Raw genomic sequence first — 17,082 nt, 5'->3', positions numbered from 1 at the left:
GCCTGGCAGTGCGTATATTACCCGTTATTCTACTGAGCTTAGGGCTCAGTACTACTTTCGCTAGTGATGCACTGCCTGAACCGCCACAGATTCGGCAAGCACTGGAACAGGCGCAAAACAGTAAAAATCCGACTGCACAAACCGACATTATTCAAGCACTAAAGAGCGCACTGGATTACACCAACCAGCGTAATCAATCGATTGAAAATGCTCGACAATACCAGCAAGTTATTGATAACTACCCGCAGCTAGCGGCCACCTTGCGTCAGCAAATTACAACGCTTAACGAGACCAGCAAGCGCGTCAATCCTGCGTTATCCAGTAGTGATATAGAACAAGAGATCTTACGTGTCAGCAGCCAACTGTTGGAAGAGGGTCGTTTAGCACAACAAGAGCAGGACCAAGCTCGGGAAATCAGCGATTCGCTTACCCAACTTCCTAGTGATCAGACGGATGCTCGGCGCGCGCTCTCTGAAAGTGATCGCCGCTTACAAAATTACCAAGTCTCCTCAACGCCACTTGGTCAAGCACGGGGTAATGCGTACGAAGCAGAAAACACAGCGAATAAAGCTCGGGTGAATGAACTCGAACTCGCACAACTCTCTGCGAATAATCGCCAAGAGCTTGCAAAATTACGCGCTGAGTTCCATCAAAAAACTATCGCACAGCTTGATGCCTATCTTCAAGCCTTACGTACCCGACAAAGTGCCCTACGCCAAGATGAGGCGCAACGCGCATTAGAGCGCACAGAACAGCTGGCAGAAAATAGCGGTGACTTACCGCCTGTGATTCACGAGCAATTTACCGTTAACCGAGAACTATCGGCCGCGCTCAATCAGCAAGCTCAGCATATGGAGCTAGTCTCCTCTCAGCAACGATTAGTCGCTAACCAAACGCAGCAAGTGCGTCAAGCGCTCTCAACCCTGCGTGAACAATCACAGTGGTTAGGCGAGTCAACGCTATTGGGTGAGGCGCTCCGCGCTCAAGTGGCTCGATTACCTGATGCGCCGAAATCGCAGCAGATCGATAGCGAAATGGGGGAATTACGTGTCCAGCGTCTGCATTACGAAGATATTCTCGCTCGCCAACATGCACTTCGTGAAACACGACAAGCCAGCGGTAAATCAATTACCAGTGATCAACGGCGTATTTTAGATGCACAGTTAAATACGCAGGGCGGGTTACTCAACTCGTTAATTTCGGGTTGTGATGCCTTAATTTTAGAAATCACTAAATTAAAAGTCGCTAATACACAGTTACAAGATGCCCTCGGGGATGTAACCGATGCGACTCACCGCTACCTATTCTGGACGGCGGATATCAATCCTATCACTCTGCACTATCCCCTTCAGGTCGTTCAAGACCTGACCCGGCTGTTATCATTGGATAGTTTGGGGCAATTGGGTAAAGCTTTAGTGATGGTTGCGACCAGCCGGGAGTCCATATTACCGGTGATCGGCGCGCTACTATTAGTCATCGTGAGTCTGAGTTCACGTCGTCACTATCAGGCTTTTTTAGCGCGTTCCGCCAGCCGTATTGGTAAAGTCACTCAGGATCGCTTCTCACTGACGTTACGAACGGTTTTCTGGTCAATATTAGTTGCCCTACCTTTACCGGTTCTATGGGCAACCCTCGGCTATGGGTTGCAGCGCGCTTGGCCCTATCCGATTGCAGTTGCTATAGGTGATGGTGTGACGGCTACGCTACCGTTACTCTGGGCTTTTATGATCAGTGCTACCTTCGCCCACCCAAATGGTCTGTTTATCGCTCATTTTCGCTGGCCATCGCAAGCGGTATCTCGAGCGGTTCGCTATTACTCCCTCAGTATCGGCTTTATCGTCCCCTTGACCATGGTGTTGATCACCTTCGATAATATTGAAGAGCGTCCTTTTACCGCTTCATTGGGTCGACTAAGTTTTATTCTTATCTGTATCGCATTAACCATCGTATCCAATGCACTGCGCCGCGCTGGCCTGCCTCTCTATTTTGACCGGCAGGGTACCAGTAACAATATGGTCAACCGTTTACTGTGGGATCTCATGATCGTTATTCCGCCGATTGCGATTATTGCCTCATTGTTGGGTTATCTCGCCACTGCACAAGCACTATTAGCGAGAGTCGAAAGCTCGGTCGGTATCTGGTTTGTATTACTGATCGTTTACCATATTATTCGTCGCTGGATGCTGATCCAGCGTCGCCGTATCGAGTTTGACCGCGCACGACAACGTCGTGCAGAGATCCTCGCCAGCCGTGCGCGAAATTATCAAGAAGATGAAAGCGCTGCACTCAATAGCGAGAATCAAGAGACTATCGAAGAACCCGTTATCGATCTCGATACCATCAGTGCGCAATCGCTACGCCTAGTACGTTCGCTGCTCGCACTTGTCGCGCTTTTTGCATTGATTTTACTTTGGTCTGAGTTGCACTCCGCGTTTGCATTCCTCGAGAACATCCCACTATGGGGCGTAACCTCATCGATTCAAGGGGCAGAGAGCGTACAAGATGTGACGTTAGGTGCGGTGTTAATCGCTATCTTAGTGTTGATCATCACGTTGCAACTCGTTAGAAACATGCCCGCCATGCTTGAACTCGCCATCCTACAGCACCTTAATTTAGCACCCGGAACGGGCTATGCCATCACCACGCTAACCAAGTATTTACTCATGATTATCGGCGTAATGATGGGCTTCTCAATGCTCGGTATCGACTGGTCTAAGCTGCAATGGCTGGTGGCAGCAATGGGTCTGGGATTAGGCTTTGGTTTACAAGAAATTTTCGCAAACTTTATCTCAGGCCTAATTATTCTGTTTGAGAAACCGATCCGAATTGGTGATACCGTCACATTACGAGATTTGACAGGAACCATTTCCCGGATTAATACCCGTGCGACAACGATTACGGATTGGGATAGAAAGGAAATTATTGTGCCTAACAAGGCTTTTATTACCGAACAATTTATTAACTGGTCCTTGTCTGATGCTCATACGCGAGTAGTATTGAATATCCCTGCTCCGCCGCATGTCAGCAGTGCGGTAGTCACCGATTTACTTCTCGCGGCAGCAAATCGCTGCAGTTATGTATTAAAAACCCCAGCGGCGGAAGCGTTCTTAGTGGATATCCACCAGGGTATTCAACTGTTTGAATTAAGAATTTACGCCGCCGAGATCGGTCATCGTATGCCACTGCGTCACGATTTACATCAGCAGATCCTCAATAGCTTTAATCAACACAATATAGAGCTGCCTTACCCACCTGTTCAGGTAAGAATGGAACAAGTGGGTAAATCGGCGGCAGCCATGCAGTCAACCCAATACCAAGCGGGTGGATTATAACGTACTCAGCCAGTCATCGTGACTGGCTGAGCTGCTAGCTATTCTCGACGGTAAAGGCCATAACCTCTTTTAACGAGTCAGCTTTTAAGGCAAGCATTACTAGACGGTCAATACCTAAAGCCACTCCCGAACAATCAGGCATTCCGGCACTTAATGCCGCTAACAAACGTTCATCAATTGGATGTTCAGGCAGTCCCATTAGCTGGCGGCGACGGTTATCAGCGACAAAACGCTGACGCTGTTCATCACTATTTGTTAATTCACGAAAGCCATTTGCTAGCTCTACACCCTTAAAATAGACCTCAAAGCGCTCTGCCACACGGTGATCTTCAGTGCTGATCTCTGCCAAAGCAGCTTGTGATGCTGGAAAGTGATAAACAAATGCAGGTTTATTTTCTTGTCCTATCTGAGTTTCAACCCCTAGCATAAACAATAGCTGAAGGACGGTATCTCGGTCCTCTTCCCGCTCGACTAAATCCCTCACCCCTAACTTATCAGCGCAGTGCACTAATTGCGCTTTCTCCGCGGTCAGCGGGTCAATACCTAAATAGCGCTGGAAAGCCTGTTGGTAAGAGAGCGTTTCTGCAGGCTCACACTCTATAATCTGCTGGAGTAAATCATCGACTTCATTCATCAACCGGTACATGTCGTAGTGCGGACGATACCATTCGAGCATAGTGAATTCAGGGTTATGATGACGTCCGGCTTCCTCATTGCGGAAACAGCGGCTCATTTGATAAATAGGCCCGCTCCCAGCAGTCAGTAAGCGCTTCATATGATATTCAGGGCTAGTCATTAGCCAAAGATCGCGGCCTTGCGCTGCGCCTGGGCCGACAAAGCGTGTCGTAAAAGGTACCAGATGAATATCTGTCACCGTCGCTTGGCTCATAGCGGGGGTTTCGACTTCCAAGACTCCACGATCAGCAAAGAAACGCCGAATATCGGCTAGCAAGTTTGCACGCTTGAGCAGATTGGCAATGGGCGCACTCGGCTGCCATAGGTCCGATTCGTTCATCAAAAATGTCCTTTCAAAAAAAGAGTCGTGTGGGACTGTACGTCCCCATAGTGGGTAACAACTGGCTAAAACGGTGAAAAAAGGTGATAGGCTATCAGCTAGCGACGTGCGAGATGGCGTGGCCTAAGCTAGAAACATCCTCGCCCATCCCGCGAAACGTATTACAAGCGGTGAGCGATACGCTGAACAGAAATAAAATAGCCACTCTTATTACTAACGATTTCATAGCGCTTACCTATAAAAAAACGCGCCATCAAGGCGCGCTTACACTTACTTAACGCGCGAAACGTATTCGCCTGAACGCGTATCAACACGGATAACTTCACCGATTTGAACGAACAATGGCACTTTAACCACCGCACCGGTTGTCAGTTTTGCCGGTTTACCACCTGTTCCAGCCGTATCGCCTTTCAAACCTGGGTCGGTTTCGACGATTTCCGCTTCAATGAAATTTGGTGGAAGAATGCTAATCGGGTTACCATTCCATAAAGTAACGATACATTCAGCTTGGTCTTGTAACCAAATGCCGTTCTCACCGACAGCTTTAGCGTCCGCAGCTAATTGCTCGAAAGTGTTGTTGTTCATGAAATGCCAAAACTCACCATCGTTGTAAAGGTAAGTTAACGTCATATCAACAACATCAGCACCTTCTGCTGAATCTGTCGATTTGAAGGTTTTTTCAATCAGTTTCCCGGTTAACAGACGACGCATTTTTACGCGCGCGAAAGCTTGGCCTTTACCGGGTTTAACGAACTCACTTGCTTCGATAGCATAAGGTTCGTTGTCGAACATGATTTTAAGACCGTTACGAAAATCGTTGCTAGAATATGTTGCCATGAAGGCCCTCTATAAATAATCACTGGTATGAAGCCAAAAATGGCAAACATTGTAACCCTAAATACCCCTGCGAGAGAAGATTGGTTGCAGCAACTAGCAGACGTTGTGACAGAACCTGCTGAATTACTAAGACTTTTAAATCTCGATCACCTACCTGAATTGCAGGCAGGCAATGATGCACGCCGTTTATTTGCACTGCGTGTTCCCCGTGCATTTATTCGTCGAATGGTGCAAGGCGATCCTAACGACCCCCTATTACGCCAAGTTGTCACCCAAGCTAACGAGTTTACGTTAACTCCTGGCTATTCAACTGACCCACTGGACGAACAAACCGTGGCAGTACCTGGGTTACTCCATAAATACGTCAACCGTGCGCTGTTATTGGTAAAAGGTGGCTGCGCAGTAAACTGTCGATACTGTTTCCGCCGCCATTTCCCTTACCAAGATAACCAAGGTAATAAGCGTAATTGGCAAGTCGCGCTTGATTATATCCGTCAACACCCAGAATTGAACGAAATTATCTTCTCAGGGGGCGATCCTTTAATGGCGAAGGATCACGAGTTGGATTATTTGATCAGTGAACTGGAAGCCATTCCTCATATTCAACGCTTACGCATACATTCTCGGCTACCGGTGGTGATCCCTGCGCGCGTCACAGACACGCTGTGCCAACGGCTTGCATCGTCACGCTTACAAGTCATTATGGTAACCCATGTCAACCACGCTCAAGAAATTGACACAGAGTTCGCCCATGCAATGACTCGTCTCAAAGCCGCCAACGTCACCTTACTGAATCAAAGTGTTTTATTGCGCGATATCAACGACAATGCCAACATTCTTGCTACCCTAAGTAACCGTCTGTTTGAAGTCGGAATTATCCCGTACTACCTCCATGTTTTGGATAAAGTACAAGGAGCCGCACACTTTTATGTCTCCGATGAGCAAGCCCGTATAATTATGCATGGCTTGTTGGGTAAAGTATCAGGCTATCTGGTTCCTCGTCTCGCTCGAGAAATTGGCGGGGAACCAAGTAAAACACCATTGGACTTACAGCTCCGTCAGGTGTAATCGGATGTGATGACCATAGCTGACGATTAATCTTTTATGAAAGGAATGTCTATGAAAAAGCTATTATCTGTACCGTTACTTTCTCTTGCTGCCCTCCTTTTCACGCAGCAGGCATTTGCTGTACAGACCTGCGCCCAAAAAGAAGCAGCATTGAACGAGCAGCTGATTTACGCACAACAGCATAACAATAGTCATCAAGTGGCAGGCTTGAAAAAGGCCTTAGCGGAAGTCAAAGAGAATTGTACCGCGTCGAGTTTACGGCGCGATGCAGAACAAGACGTTGAAAAGTTACAGCGTAAATTAGAAGAAAAACAGCAGGATTTGCAGGAGAGTCAACAAGATCTTCTACAGGCAACCGCGAAGAATAACGCAGAGAAGATGGCAAAATATCGCGCGAAAATCGCTGAGAAACAAGCCGATATTGAGAAAATTACTGCAGAGTTACAACAAAAGCAACAAGGCTTACGCGCACTCAACTAAACACATCAATAAGCGTATCAAATCAATTTGATACGCTTATTATTCAAATCGCTAAGGGCACTTATAAACTTGGCCAGACATCTTAGTCGCGACCGGTACAAAGCTCGACACTAAGCTAAGCCCTGGCGTGCTTGCGTTATAAATAACGTTACCGCCCATTTCTGCAGCACGATTACGCAAGTTATTCGCTGCGCCACGCAAAGAATTACCCCCTTCGATTTGCTGGCCAGAGAACCAATTGCTCTGCTCGCCACTCGCCGTACCAATATAATGGCATTCCGCGCCGGGTTGTTGGTCAACGAAGCGCACATTCTGTCCCGCCGCATTTAATTGGTTGCCTGCCGAGCTACAGCCAGCGACGACAAGTACGGCTAATAAAACTGGGATGACTGAAAGTAAACGCATTTTATTCCTCGTTATTATACGTATTGGAGTATTACCTGGTGCCTAGTTAGGCTTTACAACGCTTCGGCTTACTTAAGAGCCATTAGAATATCGGCAATCTACGCTAAATTCCAGCCATGCATCAAAAAGTGTCCCCTCAAGGATTGACGTAGAATAGTGCCTAATCGGCTAAAAGATAAGCATAGAAGAGTTTCGTTAACGTGACAGAGCAACCATCACTCTACTCCGACAGAAATAAAAAAACCCTAGCTGTGCTAGGGTTTCGACTGGCTAACTCGACAGCTTAGGCTGTCTGGCTAGAGAGGCAATGTTTACCAGTGACCGTCGTCACCTTACATCATGCCGCCCATTCCACCCATGCCGCCCATTCCACCTGCAGCACCTAAGTCAGCTTTTTCATCTTTTGGCAGTTCAGTGATCATGCATTCAGTCGTGATCATCAGACCCGCAACAGAAGAAGCGTATTGCAGTGCAGAACGCGTTACTTTAGTCGGATCCAGAATACCGAAGTCGATCATGCTACCGTATTCTTCCGTTGCGGCGTTATAACCGAAGTTGCCTTCGCCTTGCTTCACTTTATCTGCAACGACAGATGGCTCTTCACCTGCGTTAGAAACGATTTGACGCAGTGGAGCTTCCATCGCACGCAGTGCAACACGAATACCGACGTTTTGATCTTCGTTATCACCGGTCAGACCAGTAATTTTCGCTGCAACGCGGACTAATGCTACGCCACCGCCCGCAACAACACCTTCTTCCACTGCTGCACGAGTTGCATGTAACGCATCTTCAACACGTGCTTTTTTCTCTTTCATTTCAACTTCAGTGGCTGCACCGACTTTCAGAACCGCTACACCACCAGCAAGTTTCGCTACGCGCTCTTGCAGTTTTTCTTTGTCGTAATCAGAAGTTGCTTCTTCGATTTGTTGACGGATTTGCGTCACACGGCCTTTGATGTTGGCTTCTTCACCAATACCATCGATGATAGTCGTAGTGTCTTTATTGATAACAACACGCTTCGCTTGACCCAGATCTTCTAAAGCTGTTTTTTCCAGCTCCATCCCAATCTCTTCAGAAATCACAGAACCACCAGTTAGGATTGCGATATCTTGCAGCATTGCTTTACGACGGTCACCAAAGCCAGGCGCTTTAACCGCAGCAACTTTCACGATGCCACGCATGGTGTTAACCACTAGGGTAGCTAATGCTTCGCCTTCAACGTCTTCTGCAATGATTAGCAGAGGTTTACCTGCTTTAGCCACGGCTTCTAATACTGGTAACAGTTCACGGATGTTAGAGATTTTCTTATCCGCTAACAGGATGAAAGGTTGTTCTAATTCCACCGCACCCGTTTCTGGTTTGTTGATGAAGTAAGGAGACAGGTAACCACGGTCAAACTGCATACCTTCTACTACGTCTAACTCATCTTGTAGACCAGTGCCTTCTTCAACGGTAATAACACCTTCTTTCCCCACTTTTTCCATCGCTTGAGCGATCAGGGTACCAACGCTGGTGTCAGAGTTTGCAGAGATGGTGCCGACCTGAGCAACTGCTTTAGAGTCAGAGCAAGGGACAGATAGGGTCTTAAGTTGTTCGACCGCCGCGATAACGGCTTTGTCGATACCACGTTTAAGATCCATTGGGTTCATACCCGCTGCAACCGCTTTAAGACCTTCGTTAACGATAGATTGCGCAAGAACCGTTGCCGTTGTGGTGCCGTCACCCGCCGCGTCGTTCGCTTTAGAGGCAACTTCTTTCACCATTTGTGCACCCATATTTTCGAACTTATCTTCTAATTCGATTTCACGCGCAACAGAAACACCATCTTTGGTGATGGTCGGTGAACCAAAAGATTTATCGAGAACAACGTTACGACCTTTAGGGCCTAGCGTTACTTTTACCGCATCAGCAAGGATGTTTACACCGCGTAGCATTTTAACGCGTGCATCATTACCAAATTTTACGTCTTTAGCAGCCATTTTCTATTCCTTCAAAATTTTATAATGAAATATTTCGTGTAATTACGCAGTAACGACGGCGAGGATATCGTTCTCGGAGATGATAAGAACTTCTTCGTTATCAATCTTTTCTGTCTTAGCGCCGTAACCTTCGTTAAAGATCACTACATCACCGACTTTTACATCCAGTGGTTTTACTTCACCATTTTCAAGAATGCGACCATTGCCCACGGCCAATACCTCAGCACGGCTTGATTTGCCAGCTGCAGAACCAGTCAGAACGATACCGCCTGCTGATTTTGCTTCAACTTCTTGACGCTTAACAATTACACGGTCATGTAGTGGACGAATGTTCATTTGATCGTTCTCCTATGAGATAGCTAATCACGCATTATTTTTAGATTTGATGCCGTTTTGGCTTCGTGACTTCAGAGGTAGGGACGACAGTCTTCACTTTCAAGGGTAGAGAAGAAATTTTTTTTGAAAAATTTACCTACTCATACGTTTTTAGCCTACGGGAAAGAGGAAGAAAAAAGGGAAATCACGCTAGGCTCAGCTAGCGTGATGAGAGTAGATGTTAATCTGTTTTGTGCGTTGAGGAGGTGTCATCACGGTTTTCAATACTTTTCTCTTCTCGACGCTCGAACTCGCCTTCCATGGTATATCCGCTTTCCTTACCTGCTTGACCTCGACCACCCCAGACGGTAATGAAAGGCATGAGCTTATGAGTCAGTCGCTGCTGCACCGAGGGTAATAACAGCAGTGCACCTAAGAAATCAGTAAAAAAACCAGGTAGGATTAATAAAAACCCGGCCAGAAACAGGGATAAACCACGAGTCATCTCAGGCGCTGGATTTTCATTACGAACCAGTTTTTCCTGCATCAAGCGGAAATTTTTGATACCTTGGTTCTTCACTAAAGAGAGCCCTATTGCTGAGGTGACTATTACCAGTAATAACGTTAACAGCACCCCAAATATATGAGCCACTTTGATAAAGAGTGATATCTCGATCCACGCCAAGATAAATAAAGCAATAAATGGTAACCAACGCACGGTGGTCTCCTCAAATTCGTAAAAATGATCGCCGTTCGACCTATTTCCTAATCATGGGTACGTATTCTGCGCAATTCAAGGTGATTCCCCCATAAATCATCGGAAAATGACGACTTTTTTGTCAATAATTGTCATCACGAAACATCTAGCGTGGAATCATCACCACAAACAATTCGTTTTTACTATTGTTAAATCCCAGCACCTATTCATACACTAAGCACAATGATTCGGTAATCACGGTTACCTAGGGATTAAATGTAAAAAAAAAGTTACTATATAGTGATCTGTGTGGCTGAATTTTAAAAAAAACAGACTATGATCGCGTCACGGTTCGCTACGCTTTCGCGCAGTAACGTTTAAATTTATACGGCAACATTACCGTCGACATGGAAAACGACGACCTATTACAAGAAGGCTCTCATGATCAAAAATATTCGTATCGAAGAAGACCTCCTCGGCATGCGTGAAGTCCCTGCTGATGCTTACTTTGGAATTCATACGTTACGTGCGATTGAAAATTTTTATATAAGTAGCAGTAAGATCAGTGATATTCCTGAATTTGTCCGCGGCATGGTTATGGTGAAAAAGGCTGCTGCGCTGGCCAACCGTGACCTCAAAACGCTGCCACGCAGCATTGCCGAAGCCATCATTAAAGCCTGTGATGAAGTCCTGAATAACGGGACCTGCATCGATCAATTTCCTGTTGACGTCTATCAAGGTGGTGCGGGTACCTCCGTTAACATGAATACCAATGAAGTGCTGGCCAATATCGGGCTCGAGCTGATGGGATATCAGAAAGGTGAGTACCAGCACCTTAATCCTAACGACCACGTCAACATGTGTCAGTCGACCAACGATGCCTACCCTACCGGTTTTCGTATTGCGGTCTACCACTCACTGCTTAAACTTATTGAGGCTATCACTCAGCTAAGTGAAGGCTTTGATCGTAAGTCAAAAGAGTTCTCGCATATTTTAAAAATGGGCCGTACCCAGCTACAAGATGCGGTTCCCATGACCGTCGGCCAAGAGTTCAAAGCTTTCAGTGTGTTATTGAAAGAAGAGACTAAAAGCATTCTGCATACCGCTCAGTTGTTATTAGAAGTCAATCTGGGGGCAACGGCAATTGGTACACGCCTTAACACCCCAGAAGGCTACCAAACACTGGCGGTTAACTATCTTGCACAAATCACACAACTGCCTGTTGTGGCCGCTGAAGACCTTATTGAAGCAACCTCTGATTGTGGGGCTTATGTAATGGTCCACTCTTCGCTAAAACGTCTGGCCGTTAAGCTCTCGAAAATTTGTAATGATTTACGGTTGCTCTCTTCTGGCCCACGCGCAGGCTTAAACGAGATCAATCTGCCGCAATTACAAGCCGGTTCATCCATCATGCCAGCCAAAGTCAATCCGGTTGTTCCAGAAGTGGTCAACCAAGTCTGTTTTAAGGTGATTGGTAACGACACGACCGTGACCATTGCTGCGGAAGCTGGGCAACTGCAGTTAAATGTTATGGAGCCGGTAATCGGCCAAGCGATGTTCGAATCAATCTCAATTTTAAGTAATGCTTGCTACAACCTGTTAGAAAAATGTGTCAACGGTATCACTGTTAACCAAGCAATTTGTGAATCTTACGTATTTAACTCAATCGGTATCGTCACTTATCTAAACCCTTATATTGGTCATCATAATGGCGATATCGTGGGCAAAATCTGCGCTGAAACCGGGAAAAGTGTCCGCGAGGTCGTGCTTGAAAGAGAATTACTTACTGATGCAGAACTTGACGATATTTTCTCAGTCGAAAACCTGATGCATCCTGCCTATAAAGCGAAATTATTTAACGAAGACTCCTAATCGTTAGCTAGGTAGTCTCCCACGCAGCATTGCTGGATTTTTCAGCAATGCTGTTTTCATGTTATGCTCCGCCACCTCTTTTCTTTCTCATTTTTGCTTCTTGATAATAGTGAATGGTTCTATGAGTTCAGGCCTATTTGTTCGTGTTTTTTTACTGCTCATGACGTTATTACCCGTCGCCGCTCAAGCCGATCTTTTTGGACAACATAAAGGATTTGTTCCGGTGGATCAGGCGTTTGGCTTCGATTTTTCACAGCAGGACAATACCGTCACACTGCGCTGGCAGGTAAAACAGGGTTACTATCTCTATCGGCAGAAAATCAGTGTAGAGGCACATAATGCCTCGCTGGGTGCATGGCAGCTGCCGCAAGGTAAGCCACATCGTGATGAATTCTTTGGCGACAGCGAGATTTATCCACAAGATATTGCCCTGCCGCTAACCATTACTGGTACCCACTCTACCCCTACCTTAGTGGTGACCTACCAAGGCTGTGCAGCCGCAGGATTCTGCTATCCTCCTGAGACCAAAACAGTGCCGCTCAATGCAGTGGTAGCCGAGCCTGCCACCGCTTCTGCCAAGTCTCAAGCCCCCTCACCCGAACATCTACCCTATACGCCGCTCTGGGCGCTATTAATCGGTATTGGTGTGGCATTCACACCCTGTGTGTTGCCGATGTATCCGTTAATCTCCGGAATTATATTAGGTCGCCAGCAACGACTCTCATTCTCCCGGACTGCATTACTCGCTATCGTTTATGTTCAAGGTATGGCGATAACTTACACTCTCCTTGGTGTCATCGTTGCCGCAGCCGGAATGAGATTTCAAGCAGCACTGCAAAATCCTATTTTGTTGATGCTGCTATCAGGCCTATTCATATTACTAGCACTATCAATGTTTGGTGCTTTCAATTTGCAGCTGCCTGCGTCGTTACAAACCCGTTTAGCGCTATTAAGCAATCGACAACAAGGCGGATCGATTATCGGCGTACTCTGTATGGGGATTTTAGCCGGCCTGATTTGCTCCCCCTGTACCACCGCCCCGTTGAGTGCCATCTTGTTGTATATCGCCCAGAGTGGACAGATTATCCAAGGTGGCGGCACGCTCTATCTCTATGCATTAGGGATGGGATTACCTCTGATTCTCGTAACACTGTTTGGCAATAAACTGCTACCACGTAGCGGGCCTTGGATGCAAACCGTCAAAGAAGGTTTTGGTTTTGTTATCCTCGCCCTGCCCGTTTTTCTTTTGGAGCGGGTGTTAGGAGAGGTTTGGGGAGAACGCCTATGGTCGCTGCTCGCTGTCTCACTGGCTGGCTGGGCATTTATTTTATCCATAAAGAGCACCAAAACCTGGGCGCGTTGGCTCGCGTTGGTGTGGTGGGTGCTGGCAATGGTCGTCGCACGTCCTCTACAAGAGGGTCTATTCCCCCCAGCAGTAACGACTACCGCGACGTCTTCCCCGCAACGCTTCACCCCTGTTGCGAATCGACAAGAGCTGGAGCAGAAACTCAAAAACACTCACCAATCCGTGACCCTACTCGACCTTTATGCAGATTGGTGCGTGGCCTGTAAGGAATTTGAGAAATATACCTTTTCCGATCCAAAGGTTCAGCAAGCGATGAGTTCCATGCAGCGTCTGCAAGCCAATGTGACCAAGAATCAGCCGCAAGACGTGGAGCTGCTTTCTTCGTTGAAGGTACTGGGTCTCCCCACCTTGCTGTTCTTTGACGCGCAAGGCCACGAAATTCCACACTCGCGTATTACCGGGTTTCTGCCTCCAGAAGAGTTTATTAAGCGACTGCCAACCGCTGGCTAAGGCTGAGGGGAGGAGGCATTCCTTCCCCTTTGCGCTCTAGCGTCTTAAACAGAGATCTTGCTCAAAAAAATAATAAATACCCCCTCATAATTGTTAACAACCGGTTACCAGAATCAATTCCTCCTGATACATTCGTAACAACTAATGCTTCCCAATTCAGCATGATGTTAGCGCACACGTTGATTTAACGTGATGATAAATAAATATAAAAATGTAAGAGGAATGACCTCCTACCCCTAAATGGAAGGTATTGATATGTTAACAATACTGGGATTCAGCATGGTGATTTGCTTTATGTATCTCATCATGACAAAGAGAATGTCAGCGCTCATCGCACTTATCCTTATTCCCATCCTATTTGCTCTGCTGGGCGGTTTTTATCAAGGCTTAGGGGAGATGATGCTCAAAGGGGTTAAAACTCTTGCGCCAACCGGCGTGATGTTAACCTTTTCGATACTCTATTTTGGCATCATGATCGACGCCGGACTTTTCGACCCCTTGGTGAAATATATTCTACGCATCGTCAAAGGCGATCCCGTCAAAGTGTTAGCCGGTACAGCTATTTTGACACTACTCGTCTCACTGGATGGTGACAGTTCTACCACCTATATGATCGCTATTGCCGCCTTCTTACCGCTATATCGTAAGCTCGGTCTCAATATTTTGATGATGACCTGCGTGGTGAACCTCGCCAGCGGTATTATGAATCTCTCACCCTGGGGCGGCCCGACTGCCCGTGCAGCGGCGGCTCTGGATATCAATGCCTTAGATATTTTCGTTCCGATGTTACCCGCCATCTTTTTAGGTTGTGTCAGCTTAGTCGCCGTCGCAACGTGGTTTGGTATTCAAGAGCGTCGTCGATTAGGACGACAAAACGTCGGCGCATTGCATGATATCAAACTCAATCTCGGTGGCGGCACCTTTGAGGAATGTGAAAAAAATAAACGCCCAAAAATGTTTTGGCCCAATTTGCTTCTCACCACCGCACTGCTCGTGCTACTGGTGGTCGGCATCGTGCCAATTCAAATTCTGTTTATGGTCAGTTTCGCCTTAGCCGTAATGCTCAATTACCCTAAACTCTCTGAACAGAAAGACCGCATTGCATCGCATGCCGCGAATGTCTTAGCGGTAACTTCGCTGATTTTTGCTGCCGGGGTATTCACTGGGATCCTCTCCGGAACGGGAATGGTCGATGCGATGGCAAAATCGGTGCTGTCTATTATTCCCCCCGCTTTCGGCCCTTATTTGCCAGTGTTCACTGCCATTATCAGTATGCCCTTTACCTTTTTTATGTCGAATGATGCCTTCTATTTCGGGATTCTGCCGGTTATTGCGCAAACTGCTGCGGGTTATGGTATTTCAGCCGAGGAGATCGCTCGAGCGTCCATTATTGGTCAGCCTTTCCACCTTATTAGCCCCTTAGTCCCCTCGCTATACCTACTTACTGGGCTAGCGAAAGTGGACGTCGGCGAGCATCAGAAATTTGCCATTAAGTGGGGAATTTTTATTAGCTTGATGCTAATGGTGGGCGGCCTACTGTTTGGTGCTTTCCCGCTTTATCACAGCGTTAGCTAGCGACTGATCAGGGCTTCCTACCTTCAGGAAGCCTTCTCAACGTCGATTTATTCCGCAGGTTGCATAAAAACAGTGCAAACAGCCAGGATATTGGCAGTTTTCATTAAAAGATATTGACGTGAATGCAGGATTACGGTTTAATGCGCCCCGTTGCCCGAATAGCTCAGTCGGTAGAGCAGGGGATTGAAAATCCCCGTGTCCTTGGTTCGATTCCGAGTTCGGGCACCACTATTCTAGAAGCCCTGCAGAAATGCGGGGCTTTGTCGTTTCAGGGCCATGGTCTATTTATGGTCATCACAACTTATCCACTCGATACCCCAGTTTGACGTTTTTTGGCCCTTCTCAGCGTTTCTTCAGCAAGAACGTGACTTAGCCTTTCAAAATCATTTACCTCGTTTTGAGTACTTTGCACTGCAACTATTCGATTTTGTTAAATTGGGCATTATCGACTCTTTAGGTGTGACCTTTTAGGTCCGTATACTGTCGTTCTGTACTCCCTCAGTCGGCAGTTATTTCGCTGTTGTGCATGAATACTCCCCCTTAACCACTTTGGGTTAAGAGGGGGGGTTGTCTGCTTTAAGCGAATAGCGGACATTGCTAATACCAAAATGTATTAATTCTTGGGTAGCAGGCCAATTGTCTGGTTTCTGTGTCAAAATCCTATGTACTTTGTGGAAGCTGAACTAAAAGCCTTAAAGGATTTTAGGACGTAGATAATCTACAGCATGGTTTTAATGGGAGAAATAATTCAGCCCTTAAGGAGTTGTATTATTTATACATTAAGCTGACATTTTATCTGATGTTATGCAGCTGACGGAATATTTATCGAGATATTTTTTTGGAATTACAGGCCATCTCATAAATGTATAATAGTAAGAAAAGTCATTGTTTATGATTTCATCAAGAAGTCTCCTTGCAGGGACTTCTTCATCAAGCAGAATATGTGCTGCAATACTGGCAGGTCCCTTTCTATCACGACCAATGACATTCTGAATATCAACCTTGTTTATTTTTCCAGTGTTTCTTTTGCTAGCCAGTTCTCTATTGACAATAAGCGCTTCTTTAGCTGAGCTTGGTGCTAAATCAGAAATTACGTCAACTAATATATTTAATACCTTTTGGTTTGCATCTTCATGCAAATAGATGAATGATTTATTTATTAAATAATCATCATAGTTGAGTCCTGCTGAAAGTGACTTCTCAATGAATTTATTAGCATCATCAAAATCTTTTCGTTCGACGCTAATTTGAGATTTCATCAAGTAATAGCTTGAGTCTTTTATATCTTGATTGCATTGTTCAATTAATTTTTCTCCATTTATGAAGTCTGGGGTTTCATACATTAAAATATCTAAACATGATTGTGCCCAGTCACAAACATCTTCATGTTCCATGGCTTTTAGAATCGAAATTTTGGCTGCTTTTAAGTCTCGATCATACATAACATAGTATTCTGCTTTGAATACATGCGGCAAGGCACTTTCAGTTTCCTGAAATCTTGTGTTATATCTTTCGATGAGTGCTTTGCTGCATTCAAGTGCCTTAGCTCTATTTCTAAATGACGGTAGCTTTCTGTTTATATTTATCATTAATTCAAACAATCTATCTCTTTTTTGGTGATGTATCCAATTAGTTGAATTGATGTATAATCATCGCTTTGAGGTTTTCTCATGGCCAGCGTTACTGTTCAT

The 17,082-nt window shown here is 46.0% G+C and carries 14 protein-coding genes and 1 tRNA gene; 7 read left to right on the top strand and 8 right to left on the bottom strand.

All coding sequences use genetic code 11. The features are described 5' to 3' along the window. The first annotated feature begins 8 nt into the window (after positions 1-8). Complete coding sequence (gene mscM / locus HH682_RS06680; protein ID WP_214236822.1) at positions 9-3,332, top strand: miniconductance mechanosensitive channel MscM; 3,324 nt, start codon at positions 9-11, stop codon at positions 3,330-3,332. Between the two features lie 34 nt (positions 3,333-3,366). Here the strand turns inward: mscM and epmA are convergent, their stop codons facing one another. The 3 genes from epmA to efp form a co-directional block, all read right to left on the bottom strand. Continuing rightward, positions 3,367-4,347: an elongation factor P--(R)-beta-lysine ligase gene (epmA, locus tag HH682_RS06675; protein WP_214236821.1), complete on the bottom strand. Its 981-nt coding sequence runs from the start codon at positions 4,345-4,347 to the stop codon at positions 3,367-3,369. Between the two features lie 94 nt (positions 4,348-4,441). Further along, positions 4,442-4,573 (bottom strand): entericidin A/B family lipoprotein, encoded by a 132-nt coding sequence (locus tag HH682_RS06670; protein WP_214236820.1) that lies wholly within the window; start codon positions 4,571-4,573, stop codon positions 4,442-4,444. Between the two features lie 44 nt (positions 4,574-4,617). Further along, positions 4,618-5,184 carry an elongation factor P gene (gene efp / locus HH682_RS06665; RefSeq protein WP_214236819.1) on the bottom strand — a complete coding sequence of 189 codons (567 nt, stop codon included), beginning with the start codon at positions 5,182-5,184 and terminating at the stop codon, positions 4,618-4,620. Between the two features lie 39 nt (positions 5,185-5,223). Between efp and epmB the strand changes: the two genes are divergently transcribed. Both epmB and HH682_RS06655 read left to right on the top strand, forming a co-directional pair. After that, complete coding sequence (gene epmB, locus HH682_RS06660; protein WP_214236818.1) at positions 5,224-6,252, top strand: EF-P beta-lysylation protein EpmB; 1,029 nt, start codon at positions 5,224-5,226, stop codon at positions 6,250-6,252. A gap of 51 nt (positions 6,253-6,303) precedes the next feature. Further along, on the top strand, positions 6,304-6,732 hold the full coding sequence (locus tag HH682_RS06655) for a DUF1090 domain-containing protein (RefSeq protein ID WP_214236817.1): 429 nt from the start codon (positions 6,304-6,306) through the stop codon (positions 6,730-6,732). A 51-nt stretch (positions 6,733-6,783) separates the two neighbouring features. Here the strand turns inward: HH682_RS06655 and HH682_RS06650 are convergent, their stop codons facing one another. From HH682_RS06650 to HH682_RS06635, 4 genes are all read right to left on the bottom strand, one after another. Then, the gene (locus HH682_RS06650) at positions 6,784-7,137 is read right to left on the bottom strand and encodes a DUF4156 domain-containing protein (RefSeq protein WP_214236816.1); all 354 of its coding nucleotides are present in this window, start codon (positions 7,135-7,137) and stop codon (positions 6,784-6,786) included. 332 nt (positions 7,138-7,469) lie between these two features. Then, complete coding sequence (gene groL, locus HH682_RS06645; protein WP_214236815.1) at positions 7,470-9,116, bottom strand: chaperonin GroEL; 1,647 nt, start codon at positions 9,114-9,116, stop codon at positions 7,470-7,472. A gap of 42 nt (positions 9,117-9,158) precedes the next feature. Beyond that, positions 9,159-9,452: a co-chaperone GroES gene (locus HH682_RS06640; RefSeq protein ID WP_214236814.1), complete on the bottom strand. Its 294-nt coding sequence runs from the start codon at positions 9,450-9,452 to the stop codon at positions 9,159-9,161. Positions 9,453-9,672: 220 nt separating this feature from the next. Next, positions 9,673-10,149, bottom strand: a complete 477-nt coding sequence (locus tag HH682_RS06635) for an FxsA family protein (RefSeq protein ID WP_214236813.1) — start codon at positions 10,147-10,149, stop codon at positions 9,673-9,675. A gap of 420 nt (positions 10,150-10,569) precedes the next feature. Here HH682_RS06635 and aspA point away from each other — a divergent pair, with 420 nt between their 5' ends. From aspA to HH682_RS06615, 4 genes are all read left to right on the top strand, one after another. Continuing rightward, the gene (aspA, locus tag HH682_RS06630) at positions 10,570-12,000 is read left to right on the top strand and encodes an aspartate ammonia-lyase (RefSeq protein WP_214236812.1); all 1,431 of its coding nucleotides are present in this window, start codon (positions 10,570-10,572) and stop codon (positions 11,998-12,000) included. Between the two features lie 121 nt (positions 12,001-12,121). Next, entirely contained in the window at positions 12,122-13,816 is a 1,695-nt protein-coding gene (locus HH682_RS06625) for a protein-disulfide reductase DsbD (RefSeq protein WP_214236811.1), read from the top strand. 255 nt (positions 13,817-14,071) lie between these two features. After that, positions 14,072-15,391 carry a CitMHS family transporter gene (locus tag HH682_RS06620; RefSeq protein WP_214236810.1) on the top strand — a complete coding sequence of 440 codons (1,320 nt, stop codon included), beginning with the start codon at positions 14,072-14,074 and terminating at the stop codon, positions 15,389-15,391. A 152-nt stretch (positions 15,392-15,543) separates the two neighbouring features. Then, positions 15,544-15,619, top strand: a tRNA-Phe gene (locus tag HH682_RS06615). A gap of 551 nt (positions 15,620-16,170) precedes the next feature. Here the strand turns inward: HH682_RS06615 and HH682_RS06610 are convergent. Further along, entirely contained in the window at positions 16,171-16,992 is an 822-nt protein-coding gene (locus HH682_RS06610) for a hypothetical protein (RefSeq protein WP_214236809.1), read from the bottom strand. Between the last annotated feature and the right edge of the window lie 90 nt (positions 16,993-17,082).

Source organism: Rosenbergiella gaditana, from assembly GCF_018494065.1.
In the GTDB taxonomy this organism is placed as follows: domain Bacteria; phylum Pseudomonadota; class Gammaproteobacteria; order Enterobacterales; family Enterobacteriaceae; genus Rosenbergiella; species Rosenbergiella gaditana.
Note: the sequence above shows the minus strand (reverse complement) of the source record. Positions and strands in the feature narration are given on the sequence as shown.

What these genes read in the sequence shown, in the direction of transcription:
- efp (WP_214236819.1), bottom strand. Translation starts at nt 5,184, where the DNA reads ATGGCAACATATTCTAGCAACGATTTTCGTAACGGTCTTAAAATCATG.
- HH682_RS06650 (WP_214236816.1), bottom strand. Translation starts at nt 7,137, where the DNA reads ATGCGTTTACTTTCAGTCATCCCAGTTTTATTAGCCGTACTTGTCGTC.
- HH682_RS06625 (WP_214236811.1), top strand. Translation starts at nt 12,122, where the DNA reads ATGAGTTCAGGCCTATTTGTTCGTGTTTTTTTACTGCTCATGACGTTA.
- HH682_RS06670 (WP_214236820.1), bottom strand. Translation starts at nt 4,573, where the DNA reads ATGAAATCGTTAGTAATAAGAGTGGCTATTTTATTTCTGTTCAGCGTA.
- aspA (WP_214236812.1), top strand. Translation starts at nt 10,570, where the DNA reads ATGATCAAAAATATTCGTATCGAAGAAGACCTCCTCGGCATGCGTGAA.
- epmB (WP_214236818.1), top strand. Translation starts at nt 5,224, where the DNA reads ATGGCAAACATTGTAACCCTAAATACCCCTGCGAGAGAAGATTGGTTG.
- HH682_RS06640 (WP_214236814.1), bottom strand. Translation starts at nt 9,452, where the DNA reads ATGAACATTCGTCCACTACATGACCGTGTAATTGTTAAGCGTCAAGAA.
- HH682_RS06655 (WP_214236817.1), top strand. Translation starts at nt 6,304, where the DNA reads ATGAAAAAGCTATTATCTGTACCGTTACTTTCTCTTGCTGCCCTCCTT.
- HH682_RS06620 (WP_214236810.1), top strand. Translation starts at nt 14,072, where the DNA reads ATGTTAACAATACTGGGATTCAGCATGGTGATTTGCTTTATGTATCTC.
- groL (WP_214236815.1), bottom strand. Translation starts at nt 9,116, where the DNA reads ATGGCTGCTAAAGACGTAAAATTTGGTAATGATGCACGCGTTAAAATG.
- epmA (WP_214236821.1), bottom strand. Translation starts at nt 4,347, where the DNA reads ATGAACGAATCGGACCTATGGCAGCCGAGTGCGCCCATTGCCAATCTG.